The organism is Mesorhizobium sp. M0522, from assembly GCF_040321085.1.
Classification (GTDB): Bacteria; Pseudomonadota; Alphaproteobacteria; order Rhizobiales; family Rhizobiaceae; genus Mesorhizobium.
Genome location: NZ_JAMYQW010000036.1, coordinates 1 through 13635, shown reverse-complemented (window position 1 = coordinate 13635; position 13635 = coordinate 1). Strand labels below are relative to the sequence as shown.

Genomic DNA, 13635 nt, shown 5'->3' with positions numbered 1-13635 from the left:
GGATGCGTGTCACAAGCCTGTTTTTCCTATTAGCCGGTCTCACGATGCCAATTGCAGCCTTCGCTCAAGGCGAAGTATCGGTCGAACGAGGGTTGCAGGTATCAATCATCGGCGGGTGTCACGATTGCCATACCGAAGGCTACCGGGAAACAGAAGGCAAGATTGATCCTGAAAAGGCTTTAATGGGCAACTCGGTCGGTTGGCGCGGTCCTTGGGGCACGACCTATGCGACCAATCTTCGGATAGATGCTTCGGTAATGACCGAGCGTGGATTTGTAGGGATGCTGAAGCGCATTAGAACGTCTCCACCGATGCCTTGGTACAATCTTCGAGCGATGGACGAGAGCGATATGCAATCGCTCTATCAATACATTAGGTCGCTCGGCAAACACGGGAAGCCGGCCCCCAGTCGCATTCGCCCTGATAAGGAACCGACGACGCCATACGTTCAACTTGTGCCACCCCAAATGCCGAAGAACTGACAAATATGCCCAGAGCTGAGCGAAGAACGGCGCCCCGGCAAAAAGCGCAGCGTCAGATTTCAAACTGACCCACTACCCGGAATTCTCTTCACTAGACATCCGGCTCCCGTTTGAGGACTATTGGTCCAATCGGGCTGCGATACGTCCATGAATTTAGGGAAATGGCTGCAGAGCCTCGGTCTTGTTCAATATGAAGCTTCGTTCCGTGAGAACGGGATAGACAGCGAAGTGCTGCCTGACCTTACGGATGCCGACCTGGAAAAGATCGGCGTGCTTCTCGGGCATCGCAAGCGGTTGTTGAAGGCAATCGAACGCCTTGGTGCGCGGCAATTGGAACCCGAGCCCATAGAGCCGACGACGCCGCATGTCGACACAGCTGAGCGACGTCAGATTACAGTTATGTTCTGCGATCTCGTCGGCTCGACGCAAATGTCGACACGGCTGGATCCGGAGGAGATGCGCAACGTACTGCGCGCTTACCAAGAAGCCTGCTCCGTCATCATCGCCCGGTACGGGGGGTTTGTTGCGAAGTTCATGGGTGACGGCGTGTTGGCCTATTTCGGCTATCCGCTTGCCCATGAAGACGACGCGGAGCGTTCCGTGCGTGCCGCTCTGGAGATCGTAGCTGCGGTTGCCACGATTGAAACGGCGGCAGCAGGCACACTCCAGGCGCGCGTCGGAATTGCGACTGGCCTGGTGGTGGTGGGGGACGTGATCGGCCATGGTGCATCGCGCGAGCATGCGGTGGTCGGCGATACGCCGAATCTCGCGGCCCGGCTTCAGGGTCTGGCGAACGCAGGCCGCATCGTCATCGCGTCTTCGACGCGCCTACTACTTGGCGAGGTATTCGAGCTCAAGGCCCTGGGCGTCCACGTCATCAAAGGCTTTGATGCTCCGGTTTCGGCCTGGGAGGTCCTCCGCGAGACGGAGAACGTCAATCGGTTCGAGGCGTCCCGGTCGAACGCGCCCCTGGTGGGACGTGATCAGGAAGTGGCGTTGCTTGCCGACCGCTGGAGCGACGCGTGCGGGGGGAAGGCCAAGTAGTGTTGCTGACCGGCGAGGCAGGCATCGGCAAGTCACGCCTGTTGGAGGCACTGCGCGAACGGATCGTGGGTCAACCTTATGGCCTTGTGCGTTACCAGTGTTCTCCGCACCATCGCAACGTCTTGATGTATCCGGTCGTCCGACAGATATCATCTTCGCTGGGTCTTAGGTCCGGCGAGCCGCCGACAGCGCAAATCGAAAGGCTCGAAGCTTTAATCGCCCGCTCGGGCCTCGGTGGCCGGGGCGTCGCATCCTATCTCGCCTCGCTTCTGTCGATCTCGACCGAGGGACACTTTCAGGACCTCGGAGTAGTGCCGAGCGAGGCAAAGGAGCAGACGATTGCCGCGTTGATTGAGCTGTTCGCCGGGCTGACGCGAGAGGCGCCCGTGTTTGCCGTGCTGGAGGACGCGCACTGGATAGCCCCCACCTCGCTGGATTTCTTCAGCGGCATCGTCGAGCGAGTACCGGGATTGCGGGCGCTGTTGATAGTGACCTCTCGCCCGGAGTTTACAAATCCCTGGGTCGGTCAAGGCCATGTGACAGGGTTGGCGCTCAACCGATTCGGACGGCGTCACGCTGCAGCCATGATCGATCGCATCACCGGCGGCAAGGAGATTCCTGCAGAAGTGCAAAGCGCGATAATCTCTAAGACTGACGGCGTTCCCTTATTCGTTGAGGAGCTGACCAAGGCGGTCCTTGAATCGGGGCAACTGCGCGAGCAAAGCCAGTGTTTTGTGCTGGCCGCGCCGTTGACGGCACTGGCGATTCCATCGACGCTGCAGGACTCCCTAATGGCGCGGTTGGATAGGCTCGGGTCGATCCGGGAAATCGCACAGATTGGCGCGGCGATCGGCCGGGAATTTTCGTACCGTCTGCTGGAAGCGATCTCGCCGATTACCGGAACCGCGCTTAAGGAGGCGTTACACAAACTGGTCGAGTCGGAGCTGGTATTCTCTCGCGCCGCCATAGGTGACACGATCTATGTTTTCAAACACGCGCTCGTGCAGGATGCAGCCCACAACTCGCTGCTTCGCTCCCGCAGACAGCGCATCCATGCGGACATCGCCCGGTCAATTGTCGAGCGCTTTGCTGATAGCAGCGAATCCGCGCCGGCGGTGATCGCCCATCACTACACTGAGGCGGGACTCTCGGAGCCGGCGGCGCACTATTGGCTGACTGCTGCGGAATTGGCCCTGTCGCGGTCAGCTCTTGCCGAGGCCACTCAGCACACCGGGGCCGGATTGACGGCAGCCCGGCAAATCGAAGACGAGCAGGTGCGTCGACCACTTGAACTGGCTCTATTGGTCGCCCGCGCCAACTCGCTGCTGCCGTTCCAGGAAACAGTTGCGGCGTTGACTAGTGCCAAATCACTGCTTGACGCAGGCGTCGGTTCCGACTTGCAACGCTTCTCGGTTCTGCATGGCCTATGCGCGAGCAGCTATTTCGCGGGGAAGATGGAGGATGCGTTCGCCCTAGCGCGGCAGATTGTAGAGTTTGCGGACCGCCAGGTCGACCCGACATTCAAGTTGGTCGCCTATCGGCTTCTCGGGACGACCCAGGTCCTGACCGGACGTTCTCGCGAGGCTCTGGAAAGTCTGCAGTCGGCTGAAAGATATCGTGACCCCGACCGCCAGAAGGTGTTGAGCTCCTGGTTTGGCATCGACCCCGGCCTGAACGTCCTGTACTGGAAGACAATGGCGTTAGCTCTGCTGGGACAGTACGAGGGCGTCGCGAAATCCAGTGAACAGGTGCGGTCAGAGCTGTTAAATCATGGCAACGCTCACACCGTCGCGGCAGGCAACTTCTACACGATCGTGTGGCCACAATTTCTGTTCGGCAATCTCGACGCTTGCGAGAGCGATGCTGTTGCGCTCGTCACCTATTGCGGCGAACGGAAGGTCGAGCACCTGAAGCGAAACGGCGTTCTATGCCATGCATGTGTGCGAGCCCGGCGCGAGCCAACCGACGAGAACATAGCGACGATCCGTCAGGCGCTCGATTCCAATCGAACGCGCGACGCTCACCTATTCGAGTCAGTGTTCGTCGCGCAGCTTGCCGAATGCCTTCTGAAGGCCGGCAATACGGTGGCAGCAGAGGCTGCGGTGCGGGAAGGTTTCGCCTTCGTTGGCCGGTCGGGCGAGCAGTTCTGGCTGGCTGAACTTCATCGGCTCGATGGCCTGGTGGCACTGAAGCAACCACAGCCGGACCTCTCCCGGGTGGAAACCAGCCTCCTCGCCGCAATGGAGGTTGCGCGGCAGCAGGACGCCCGAATGTTGGAACTTCGAGCCGCGACAGATCTCGCGCGTTTCGCACACGAGGCCAGCCCTGGGCTCTATCCCTGCTCGATGCTGGAGCAACTCCTGGTTCCCTTTGCAGATGCAGAGTTCTCTCGGGACATACGCGACGCTCGCAATTTCCTGGCCTCGCAGGTTTCCGGTGACGTATTGGTAACTACAATGGCAACGAAGCCAGGCCTGCCTTAATGTCGGGAGCGGGATCGCCGCGTTGGGAGCACACCTCGCTGGCGACAAGGCGGGTCATGCTCTGGAGTTTTAGGTAATGCCAATCATCGACTTCTGGTTCTCAATAGGCAGCACCTACACATACCTGTCGGTCATGCGCATCGAGCAGGTCGAGAAGCAGACTGGCGTTCGTTTCGTCTGGAAACCCTTCAATGTGCGGGTGGTGATGATCGAGATGAACAACGTCCCCTTTGTGAACAAGCCGGCAAAGGCCGCCTATATGTGGAGGGACATCGAGCGGCGCTCGCAAATGCGCGGGCTCTCGCCGAAGCTCCCGGCGCCGTACCCTCTAGCGGAGCTGGAACGGGCGAACCGTGTAGCGATCGTGGGGGCAGCAGAAGGCTGGTGTCCCGCCTATGTCCGGGCAAGCTACAGGCGATGGATCGAACAAGGACTTCCTGCCGGAAATGAGCCGAACATCAGCCAGAGTATCACGGAGGCCGGCGCCGATGTGGAGGATGTGCTGGCACGCGCGGACGCGGAAGAAGCCGTGGCGGGGCTTGTTGACGCGACGAACCAAGCCAAGAGCCTCGGCATTTTCGGCTCGCCGACTTTCGTCGTCGGCAAGGAGATTTTCTGGGGTGACGACCGGCTTGAGGACGCGATCTCTTGGAAGAATCGCCAGGCGAAATAACACCGGTCTATGCGGCGTGGATCATACTCTCACTAGAGCAAAATCTCTCAAACCTGTCGATGGGCGTTCGCGTTCGTCGTCGGGTTCTCTCGCTCCAGCGCAGCAGGCTGCAAACTCGATGCTAGGCGCTATGCGCCAAGCACTTGAATTCATTGAGATCGCCAACCTGTGTGCTCAATAGCGTAGCACAGAGGTATGGAGAAGAACGGCTTTCTAGAGAGCAATTCGGCTGATTTGGCGCACGGCCCAGCAAACAGCTTTCGGCGCCATCCTGGGCTTCAGAGCGCGCTGTATTCCAACAGAGAATTGTTTGGAATTTGAGGGTGGGAGACCGCTACATCGCAAGACCCACTATTGAGGGGGCGTTCTTTTGCTATCGCCGGCATGCGGCCTGACAGCACCCGGGATCTAGCGTCACGAGCTCGAAAGTACGAGTCAGACGATGATGAGGAAGCCGCGTAAAGTCACCCGCGAAGGGGAAGACGTTCTCGTAGGCATATCCGTGGACGTGATACATTCTAGCCACCCGTCAGCGCTTTTAAGTCTGCCGCCGACCAGGATCATTGACCGTAGCAGCGAACTGGGCTGCATCAACGGCTCGGCTCTTTCGATGTCGCCGACATCATCCGAGGCCGTGGCGGCAACGATGCGCTGAACGGCGCTGGCACGATGTTACATAAGTCTCGCAAGAACAACCGATTAAGGACCAGCGGAGTCACGAAGAAGCGATATCATGACCCAGCGCAGCTCGATCTACTCGACTGGGCAGCGAGCGCCCGATCGCCAAGATCATCAGCGCCATCCCCGGCACCGCGAAACGGATGTGGAGGGAACGCCACATGCAGTAACCGAACAACCAGCCGCACATCGTGCCGATGCGGGGGCGGGCATGAGCGTGGCGGCCTTACTGATGCAGCGTGAGCCGGTCCATGGGCGCGTTTGCTTCGGCCAACCTAGCCAGCGCTTGCTCGACGTTTTGAGCCGAGGTGTCAGTGCGCTTGATGTGCCGGATCATTTGCCGCGTCATTCGCGCGAGCCTGGCGGCGCGATATACATCGCCGTATCTCGCAGTTTCAAGGTGGAGGGTCGCGAGCCTCATGGGCAACAATCCAATTGTCTAGCGGTAGAATTCGCGAATCCGCCTTTGGTTCCGCTGTCCGATCTTACGCTCGCAAAGAGCTGGCCGGAGGGCCGTGACGAATGAGAGGCCGGTCCTCACATATTGCTGCGCGGTCTGAGGCGCTAGCCGTGACGACATGGGGCAGCGGCGGATCGGAAGGCTTTCACGGCCCGGATGGTTCAACGTGTGCGAACTCCGTCAGCGCTGGTGGGATCGATCTTCGTCAACCGCGATCTGGCCTCCACCACGCGCCGTTGCGCAGCCCGTATCCTGCTGCACAGCGCGATATTGATGCCGACGCCGCAGTCTTCATCCAGCATTTCATTCGCACGTTTAAGGGAAAGCTGCGCTCCGTTGAGCCGCTGTCGGGCTCTCGCCAGTTCCATATCCAAAAATTCCATTATCCTGCATCCATTGCAGTCCCTTCGATTGGTAAACCGCTTGTGGCCGCCGTTGGTTCCGGCTGGCGCGAGCGTCCAACCCAAGCGTCGATATGGAATCTCCGGACTTGGTTCAGTCGGCGGAGCTGGCTGCAAACTTGCCCGAAACATTCGTTCAACCCTCATGAGGCCATACAACTCCTCCGCCACCCGCACGGCGGGCGCTTGGAGAAGCGACCGAACCGTAGTGATGTTCAAAATGCTGCGTCAACGACATGAGTGTCGTGGCCTTCTGCTTCCAGAACTCGGTGGACCCAGAAGCCATCAAGGCCGGCCCCTTGAATGATGACGAACGGATAGTCGCGGCCGGTTCGGCTACGAGCCTTTGCTTCAACTGAGCGAGCCGGCCAAGAAACCCGGCAATATCCGCGCCGGGGATGGTATGGCGCGATAATTTCTCGCCAGCTCCCGGCGAATCGAGGTGACCAGCTAGGACTTCTTGCTCAACTCCACCGAAACAAAGATCTCGTCCAGCTCTTTGTGTGCTGCCTTGCTTTCAAAACCACTCGGCGTCGCTGCTGGCGTTCAAGCGTGGCGGACCGCGAGTCTGCTCCATGCTACGCGTGCCGAGCCCTTATGAGGAGGATCGCCGCCGCATCGTCCGGGAGCGCAAGGTGTTGATGGAAGAACGCATCCGGCACGGCAACCGGATCAAGGGTCTGCTCTTCTCGCAGGGCATCACCGGCTACGATCCTTTGCGGCGTGATCGTCGTGATCGGCTGGAAACTCTTCACACCGGCGATGGACGGGATCTGCCCGCAAATATGAAGCGCCAGGTTCTGCGTGAGGTCGACCGAATGGAAATGCTGCTCGATCAGATCAAGGCAGTCGAGGCGGAACCTGGACGCCATGCTCGCCGAAGAACGCCAATCGGCGCGTGAAGTAGTTATGCTGTCGAAAGTCGTCGGTATCGGACCAGAGTTTGCGGCCGTGCTGTGGGGAGAGGGCTTGTTTCGGTGCTTCGACAATCGCCGGCAGCTGGCGGCCTATGCCGGCCTTGCGCCGACGCCATGGCAAAGCGGGTCGATCGACCGGGAACAGGGGATCGGAAAGTCCGGAAACCCACGCTTGCGATCGACGCTGCTGGAAATGGCGTGGCTCTGGTTGCGGCACCAGCCCGCCTCGGCGCTCAGCCGCTGGTTCAACGAGCGAGTTGCCCAGAATGGCGGATGCTTCAAGAAGGTGATGATTACCGCGCTGGCCCGCAAGCTGATCGTGGCTTTGTGGAAATACGTCCGCGCCGGCGTGGTGATCGAAGGAGCGTTTGTAAGACCATGACGATCTGACCGCATTCCAGTTCGGCCAGGGCCTGATCAGCCCGGCCGGAACCAGGTGGACGACCGCATTGCGGCATGGCTTTGAACGCCGTCATCGAGACTGGTCTCGTCCTCCTGAGCCCTTGCCGCCGCAGGCGGGATTATGGTGCGGCCGCTCGAGCGGCGACCGGATGTGAGGTTGATACGTGCAAACGCGCGGATCAGGAATGGGCTCAGACCTCAGGTTCATGTGGCGGTAGGGATCGCGCTGCTTGTGCCGAATGCGATTGAGCACCCTTGACAGGACGCCTCGCACCGAGCGGAGCGTCCTCCAGAAACGACCACTCAGCAGCTCAGAGCCACAGCTTGACGAGTGGTCCCTCATGTGAAGCCGCAATGGGCGCGGCCCGAGAAACAGAAGGAACCACCACAATGGCGACGATCGGCACATTCTCCCGCACCGCGAACGGCTTCTCCGGCTCAGTCAAAACCCTCAACCTCAACGTCAAGACAGTGTCGTTCACCCCGGTCGACGGCGACAATGAAAAAGGTCCGGACTTCCGCATCTTCGCCGGCGCCATCGAGTTCGGGGCGGCATGGAAGAAGACCTCGCGCGAGGGCCGCGACTATCACTCAGTCAAGCTCGACGATCCCAGCTTCCCCGCTCCGATCTATGCGAGCCTGGTCGAAACCGACCCCGGGGGCGAGTTCTCGCTCATCTGGTCCCGCCGCGCCGCCGAGTGATCCGAGCTAACACGAAGCCCCGCGCAAGGCGGGGCTTCGCCATGTTCAGGTTCGCCACTGCACCTCTATCTGGTGCAGCACGCTATGCTTTGACGGGTGTTTTGCGCGCCTTCTTCACCGGCGATTTGATTGCCGTGGCAATTGCTGCCGCCGCTGGCGCGCGAGCAGCTCGTTTTGGTTTTTCCGCCGCAGCTGTCGCTGGCGCTGCCGCCTTGCGGCCCAATCCTATTGATTTTGCCAGGGCCGAGCGAGTCGCCGCGTAGTTCGGCGCAACCATAGGATAGTCGGAGGGCAGGTTCCATTTCTGGCGGTATTCGTCCGGACTCAGATTGTAGTGCGTTCCGATATGCCGCTTCAAGGATTTGAACTTTTTCCCGTCTTCCAGGCATATGATGAAATCAGGTGACACTGACTTCTTGATCGACACCGCCGGCTCCAGTTTGGCTGCGGTCGGAGCCACAGGTGTGCCGATCCCTTGCAAAGCGACATAGACATCCCCGATCAGCTTCGACAACTCGCCGACCGGCAACGGATTGTTCGAAACGTAGGCGGAAACGATGTCGGCGGTGATTGATACGAGATCAGCCTGGTCGCTTGGGTCTGGAGAAACGGTCATCGAATTTCCTCTTGTCCAAAGCGCGCTTTGAAAACGGATGGTCTGTCTATTTGCCAATCCAGGCAAATAATTCGTTACTCCGCCAACAAACCTCATTCCGTGTAAATATCAAGCAGGCAAGTGTCGCTGCGATCGTTCGGTCCGGCTGCAGACAAGTTGCCGATCGCGTCGGGGAAGCAGGAAGGCTTTCCCCCTCGCTTCTCCGCGCGCCAAGCGCACAGCCCAACGCAAGCCAGCGCCATGAATCATGGCTCCTGCGTCGCAGGATTGAGCCATGAACAATTGTCGTCGCGACACTCTGTGCCGCGGTCCTGGTCTCGCCCCGGCATGAATTGGCCCTCGCGTGTACCTCTTGTGGGACTCATTCAGGTGGGCTGCACCGCCTCGCGCCGATCGGCAGGATGGATGTTGCTGACATGGCAGCCGGCATGCGCCCGAACGGCTGCCGCCTACTGGCTCAACGAATATCTGATGAACGGCGTGCTGCTTTTGAAGCGCTTGCCACCCCGCAGCTGACAACTCGTTTGACACCACGGCGCCGCGAGCCCATCGAGCCCCTTGCGCATGTCGGTATGACCGAGCGCCAGATGCACCTTCACCCCCGTCGGAACGACGATCATGATGCGTTCTTCCTCGCCGCGAGATGCTGCTGGACTGCATCTGCATTGTGCCGACGGATGCAAAGACGCGCCGCCCGTCGTCCAGTTGGGCTGTCATCACGCCGTCCGGCGGTCGTACGAGATTGCGCAGGGCAGTCAGTACCGGCGGTTCGGTTTCCGTCCCATGGATGAGTGCAACCGTTGCCAATTGCGGCGCCTTGCGAGCGGTCACGCCGAACTCGACACGCCGGCCGAAGGCATGCTGGTGGCCATCCCATGGCGGCGGCAAACCTCCGCCACACTGACGCCGGGCTTCTCCGTCTCCTGCACGATCGCCTGCTTCTGTGCGTCGCTGAAGCGGCGCCGGTTCGACCGCCCGTCAACCGCGGTGTCAAGTGACATTGGCGCCGTACGCAATTAGCAGCGCTGCTGAATTGAGCCCGCGCACTCGGATGCAACAGAGATCGCCAGTCCACTTCGGCCTCGAATTCCTCGGGGACGAGCGCGCCATTTGCGCAGCGCATGGGGCGAAAGTCCGAGCGCCGCGGCATATTCGGCAAGCCCCAACCCGCTCCAGTTCATCGCCTCCACATGCTTGCCCCAGAACGCCTGCAGGGCAATCGGACCGGTGTCCGTACGGACGCTGTAGCGGTAGCGGCGCGGGCTCTTGCGTCGCTTCGGCGGCCCTTTCTTGCCCCGCTTTTCCGGCTTTTCCTGGCGCAATTTCCGCAGATATTCCGCACGTTTGCGCCGATCTTCCGGGCTCACCAGATGGCGCACTCACAGCTCAAAAGTCTTCGTCGAAAGCTTGCGCCGGCGGCAATATTCCTCCGCCTCAAAACGGCCCGATACCAGGTCGCGTCATGCGTCGACCAGCACGGGTTGTTGGCCTTGTCCCAGGAACGTTGAGGCACCGCCGGAAATCTCTCAATAGCAAGGAACGTCACATGTTGCGAGATTGCACGACCGAAAGATGTGCAGGATCCGTACGGTTACCGAGGGTGGTGGGGGACAGCGAGGGTGGTGGGGGACAGCAAGATAAAGTGAGCTGGCGCTCGCCCTCGCTTTGCTCGTAAGTGTGTGTCTGCACATTGTTTTTTCCTGCTCGTGCCGACGCTAGGCGGCAGGCCGCGAGGTGCGTGGCTGACGGTTGGTCCACTATCCTGTTGGTCTGAAAAGCAAAGATGTGGTGCCGCAGCGATGTGCGATCCGCTGATCTACGCCACAGCAAGTCTTTGCGCTCCATAGCACGCTCAGCGTTCCGGCCGTCTTGAAGAGCGAATCCCGACGCCCGATGCTGCCGTCATGGCAGATCGTGACAGCGACCAATTCCAGGTTCGCACCGGCCGGACGCGGCATGGCGGCGCGCCGGTCAATTCTCGCGCACTGCCCTTTGTGCGCCAGGTCGAGATTGCCATCCGCAAGCAGGGCGGCAATCCCTATCGCCTCGGTGCAAGCAGCGGTGCCGGAAAGGGGAGTGGCCGCTTCAACGCCCGCGGCCGCGGCGGCAAGCTGGCAGCAGAGTTGCCAAGGGATGGTGGCGGTTGGAAGCAGGACGGCAATGGCGTCCGCTTTCGCTCCCGCCGCGTCGTCGTGAAGGCGCGCGTGGTCAAGCTGCCGGGGCGAGGCAAGGGACCACCGGGCACGGCCAAAAGTTCGTGACGTCGAGCAAGGCCGTTAACGCGCATCTGCGCTATCTCCAGCGCGACGGCGTCACCAGGGACGGCGAGAAGGGCAGGGTGTACTCGGCCTTCGACGACGAGGCCGACGGCAAGGCCTTCGTCGAGCGCGGACGCGGTGACCGGCATCAGTTCCGCTTCATCGTCGCGCCGGAGGATGCCGCCGAGATGGAAGACCTGCGCTCCTTCACCCGCGATCTCATGCTCCAGATGGAAGCCGATCTTGACACGCGCCTCGACTGGATCGCTGTCGACCATCACAACACCGGTCATCCGCATACCCACATCCTGGTGCGCGGCGTCACCGGCGACGGCAAGATCCTGAACATCGCCGGCGACTACATCGCCCATGGCATCCGTCACCGGGCAGGCGAGCTGGTGGAACGGGAGCTTGGGCTGCAAAGCGAGATCGAGGTCGCCCGCAAGCTGGCCAACGAGGTGGACGCCGAACGGCTGACCCGGCTCGACCGCATGCTGATCGCCGAACAGCAGGAGCACGATGTTGTCGACCTCCGTCCCAATGCCAGCGACAGCTACACCATTTCCAGCAATCGCTATCTGCTGATCGATCGGGCAAAGAAGCTGGAGCACTTCGGCCTGGCGAACGAGATCGAGCCCGGCCGGTGGTTGATCTCCGACAAAGCCGAAAGCACGCTGCGCGCGCTTGGCGAGCGCAACGACATCATCAAGACCATGCACCGGGCACTCGAGGAGCACGGCCTCGCCCACGAGCGAGGCCCCGCGCAATATGTCATGCACCGCCAGACCATCACCGAGCCGGTCGTCGGCCGTGTGCTCGCCAAGGGTCTTGCCGGCGACGAGATGAGCGACCGGCTGTCGCTCGTCATCGATGGCGTCGACGGGCGAACGCACTTTGTCGAGACCGCCGATGCGGCAAAGCTCGAAGACATTCAGCGCGGCCATATCGTAGCGCTTGATCCGATCCCGCCGAAGGAGGAGCCGCGTGCCGCCGACCGCAACATCGGCGTCGCAGCCGGCGAGGATGGCATCTATCGGCCGAGCAGGCACCTGGAGGCGATCCGGGAAACATTTTTGCAGCAGGGCAAGGACCCGGACGCCTTCGTCCGCTTCCATGTCCGCCGTCTCGAAGCGCTGCGCCGGGCCGGCCATGTCGAACGCATCGACGAAGACCACTGGCGCGTACCAAAAGACCTGTCCGAGCGCGGCATTGCCTACGATGGCCAGAACCGCGCAAAAGACTTCTCCGTCCGCCTGCTTTCGACGCTTGACCTCGACGCGCAGATCGGCAGCGACGGCGCCACCTGGCTCGATCGGGAGCTTACGGCCAGAAACCCTGTGCCGATGGTCCGGTCAGGCTTCGCCCTTGACGTGGACAACGCGCTCGACAAACGGGCTGCCCAACTCGTCAGGCTGGGCCATGCCGAACGCGACGCGACGAGCCGCACCATCACCTTCGCGCGCGACCTTGTAGCCACGCTGGAGCGCCAGGAGGTTACGCGCGTCGGCAAAGAAATGGCCGCTGCGCGCGGCCTCACTTTCGCGCCCGTCCAGCCCGGCAATCATGTCGGCGGCACGCTGCTTGGCCCCGTCAGTCTTGCGAGCGGGCGCTTCGCCATGCTGGACAATGGTCTCGGCTTTCGGCTCGTGCCCTGGCAGCCGATGCTGGAAGGGCGCATCGGCCAGCACATCACCGGCCTCGTGCAAAACAGCGGCGGCATCGACTGGAGCTTCGGCAGAAAGCGCGGAATCGGGATGTGACGGCTGAGGTATGGTGCTCACCAAGGCCTTTCCTACTCCAGGTTCCGCTGCCGCGCTCCACAAGGAATTCTGTTGCTCCATCCGTCAGAGCCTTGAGAATTTCGCCGCCGTTTCGGGCGGCCTCGGAGCGGATCGTCTTCGGTCCAGACGAGCTGTTGCTAGCTCACCTATTGAGGAGCAGCGCGCCAAGCCTTCCCTCTGACCAGTCGAGCGCCGCTCCAACAGGTCGGATACGCAATTGCGGCTTTCGGTAATCCCGCAGGCCACGGTTACGAACGACAGCCGGTCTATGCAAAACGGTCACATTTGGCCTTTTGGACTGTTAGATCTACGCGCCAGGCGAACGCCAGCACCACCACCGTTTTCCGGGATGAATTCGATCCCGGCAGTTTCGAGCGCCGCAACTAACGCGTCAAACGTGGTTTGCCTCGAAGTCGTTTGGGCATTCTCAATTCTGACGAGCGTGCGAACGGTTATCCCCGATGCGTTAGCCAGATCCTCTCTCGTCCAATCAATTAAGGCTCGGGCGGCGCGGAGCTGCTGGGGCGATATGTCTTTTTTCATGATATTCTGCTTGTTAAAAGTCACAAAAAGTGACATTTTGGAAGACAAAGATGCGGCCGCACGAGGTGCTCGTTACACCTTGCACGGCCTAACCACTACCCAAGCTGATTGGAGCTCGGATCATGGCTTCTCTATTCGGCGGCTTGGGGTCAAGCGCTTTTGTCATTTTCTGCCTTACCAGCTTCTGACATCATT

Annotated in this window: 14 protein-coding genes and 2 pseudogenes; 11 read left to right on the top strand and 5 right to left on the bottom strand. The window is 60.7% G+C overall.

Annotated features, from left to right (window positions below; translation table 11 throughout):
• The first annotated feature begins 2 nt into the window (after window positions 1-2).
• From NKI58_RS28420 to NKI58_RS28400, 5 genes are all read left to right on the top strand, one after another.
• Window positions 3-482, top strand: a complete 480-nt coding sequence (locus NKI58_RS28420) for a c-type cytochrome (RefSeq protein WP_352457996.1) — start codon at window positions 3-5, stop codon at window positions 480-482.
• 147 nt (window positions 483-629) lie between these two features.
• Entirely contained in the window at window positions 630-1526 is an 897-nt protein-coding gene (locus NKI58_RS28415; RefSeq protein ID WP_352757322.1) for an adenylate/guanylate cyclase domain-containing protein, read from the top strand.
• Window positions 1526-4009 carry an ATP-binding protein gene (locus NKI58_RS28410; protein WP_352824682.1) on the top strand — a complete coding sequence of 828 codons (2484 nt, stop codon included), beginning with the start codon at window positions 1526-1528 and terminating at the stop codon, window positions 4007-4009. Before NKI58_RS28415 ends, NKI58_RS28410 begins: the two co-directional genes overlap by 1 nt.
• A gap of 76 nt (window positions 4010-4085) precedes the next feature.
• Entirely contained in the window at window positions 4086-4682 is a 597-nt protein-coding gene (locus NKI58_RS28405; RefSeq protein WP_352637562.1) for a 2-hydroxychromene-2-carboxylate isomerase, read from the top strand.
• 733 nt (window positions 4683-5415) lie between these two features.
• The gene (locus NKI58_RS28400; protein WP_352637564.1) at window positions 5416-5886 is read left to right on the top strand and encodes a hypothetical protein; all 471 of its coding nucleotides are present in this window, start codon (window positions 5416-5418) and stop codon (window positions 5884-5886) included.
• A 95-nt stretch (window positions 5887-5981) separates the two neighbouring features.
• On the opposite strand, the gene NKI58_RS28395 is transcribed toward NKI58_RS28400, so the two are convergent.
• A complete protein-coding gene (locus NKI58_RS28395; protein ID WP_023680037.1) occupies window positions 5982-6203 on the bottom strand; it encodes a hypothetical protein in 222 nt (73 codons plus the stop codon).
• A gap of 551 nt (window positions 6204-6754) precedes the next feature.
• On the opposite strand from NKI58_RS28395, the pseudogene NKI58_RS28390 reads away from it, so the two are divergent.
• Window positions 6755-7520, top strand: a pseudogene (locus NKI58_RS28390) (IS110 family RNA-guided transposase); the annotation flags it as partial.
• A gap of 410 nt (window positions 7521-7930) precedes the next feature.
• Complete coding sequence (locus tag NKI58_RS28385) at window positions 7931-8242, top strand: DUF736 domain-containing protein (RefSeq protein ID WP_023680034.1); 312 nt, start codon at window positions 7931-7933, stop codon at window positions 8240-8242.
• A gap of 157 nt (window positions 8243-8399) precedes the next feature.
• Here NKI58_RS28385 and NKI58_RS28380 read toward each other — a convergent pair.
• Window positions 8400-8858, bottom strand: a pseudogene (locus NKI58_RS28380) (Ros/MucR family transcriptional regulator); the annotation flags it as partial.
• A gap of 449 nt (window positions 8859-9307) precedes the next feature.
• Window positions 9308-9478, bottom strand: coding sequence for a hypothetical protein (locus NKI58_RS28375; protein WP_245274835.1), 171 nt, complete (start codon window positions 9476-9478; stop codon window positions 9308-9310).
• Here NKI58_RS28375 and NKI58_RS35635 point away from each other — a divergent pair.
• The gene (locus NKI58_RS35635) at window positions 9477-9878 is read left to right on the top strand and encodes a hypothetical protein (protein WP_245274834.1); all 402 of its coding nucleotides are present in this window, start codon (window positions 9477-9479) and stop codon (window positions 9876-9878) included. The genes NKI58_RS28375 and NKI58_RS35635 overlap by 2 nt on opposite strands.
• Here NKI58_RS35635 and NKI58_RS28365 read toward each other — a convergent pair.
• Window positions 9875-10237 (bottom strand): hypothetical protein, encoded by a 363-nt coding sequence (locus NKI58_RS28365; RefSeq protein ID WP_352637569.1) that lies wholly within the window; start codon window positions 10235-10237, stop codon window positions 9875-9877. The two genes, NKI58_RS35635 and NKI58_RS28365, sit on opposite strands and share 4 nt — an antisense overlap.
• Before the next feature lie 525 nt (window positions 10238-10762).
• Between NKI58_RS28365 and NKI58_RS28360 the strand changes: the two genes are divergently transcribed.
• Window positions 10763-11119: a hypothetical protein gene (locus NKI58_RS28360; RefSeq protein ID WP_352787223.1), complete on the top strand. Its 357-nt coding sequence runs from the start codon at window positions 10763-10765 to the stop codon at window positions 11117-11119.
• Window positions 11116-12876, top strand: a complete 1761-nt coding sequence (locus NKI58_RS28355; RefSeq protein WP_502898846.1) for a DUF3363 domain-containing protein — start codon at window positions 11116-11118, stop codon at window positions 12874-12876. The genes NKI58_RS28360 and NKI58_RS28355 overlap by 4 nt, the downstream gene beginning before the upstream one ends.
• A gap of 300 nt (window positions 12877-13176) precedes the next feature.
• On the opposite strand, the gene NKI58_RS28350 is transcribed toward NKI58_RS28355, so the two are convergent.
• Window positions 13177-13440: a helix-turn-helix transcriptional regulator gene (locus tag NKI58_RS28350; protein WP_036239966.1), complete on the bottom strand. Its 264-nt coding sequence runs from the start codon at window positions 13438-13440 to the stop codon at window positions 13177-13179.
• 10 nt (window positions 13441-13450) lie between these two features.
• Between NKI58_RS28350 and NKI58_RS28345 the strand changes: the two genes are divergently transcribed.
• Window positions 13451-13635 (top strand): hypothetical protein (locus NKI58_RS28345; RefSeq protein ID WP_352828387.1); only part of this gene is annotated, 185 nt, incomplete at its 3' end.

Excerpts from the sequence above, each read along its gene's own strand:
- NKI58_RS28420 (WP_352457996.1), top strand. The coding sequence starts at position 3 with ATGCGTGTCACAAGCCTGTTTTTCCTATTAGCCGGTCTCACGATGCCA.
- NKI58_RS28415 (WP_352757322.1), top strand. The coding sequence starts at position 630 with ATGAATTTAGGGAAATGGCTGCAGAGCCTCGGTCTTGTTCAATATGAA.
- NKI58_RS28405 (WP_352637562.1), top strand. The coding sequence starts at position 4,086 with ATGCCAATCATCGACTTCTGGTTCTCAATAGGCAGCACCTACACATAC.
- NKI58_RS28400 (WP_352637564.1), top strand. The coding sequence starts at position 5,416 with ATGACCCAGCGCAGCTCGATCTACTCGACTGGGCAGCGAGCGCCCGAT.
- NKI58_RS28395 (WP_023680037.1), bottom strand. The coding sequence starts at position 6,203 with ATGGAATTTTTGGATATGGAACTGGCGAGAGCCCGACAGCGGCTCAAC.
- NKI58_RS28385 (WP_023680034.1), top strand. The coding sequence starts at position 7,931 with ATGGCGACGATCGGCACATTCTCCCGCACCGCGAACGGCTTCTCCGGC.
- NKI58_RS35635 (WP_245274834.1), top strand. The coding sequence starts at position 9,477 with ATGATGCGTTCTTCCTCGCCGCGAGATGCTGCTGGACTGCATCTGCAT.
- NKI58_RS28375 (WP_245274835.1), bottom strand. The coding sequence starts at position 9,478 with ATGATCGTCGTTCCGACGGGGGTGAAGGTGCATCTGGCGCTCGGTCAT.
- NKI58_RS28360 (WP_352787223.1), top strand. The coding sequence starts at position 10,763 with ATGGCAGATCGTGACAGCGACCAATTCCAGGTTCGCACCGGCCGGACG.
- NKI58_RS28350 (WP_036239966.1), bottom strand. The coding sequence starts at position 13,440 with ATGAAAAAAGACATATCGCCCCAGCAGCTCCGCGCCGCCCGAGCCTTA.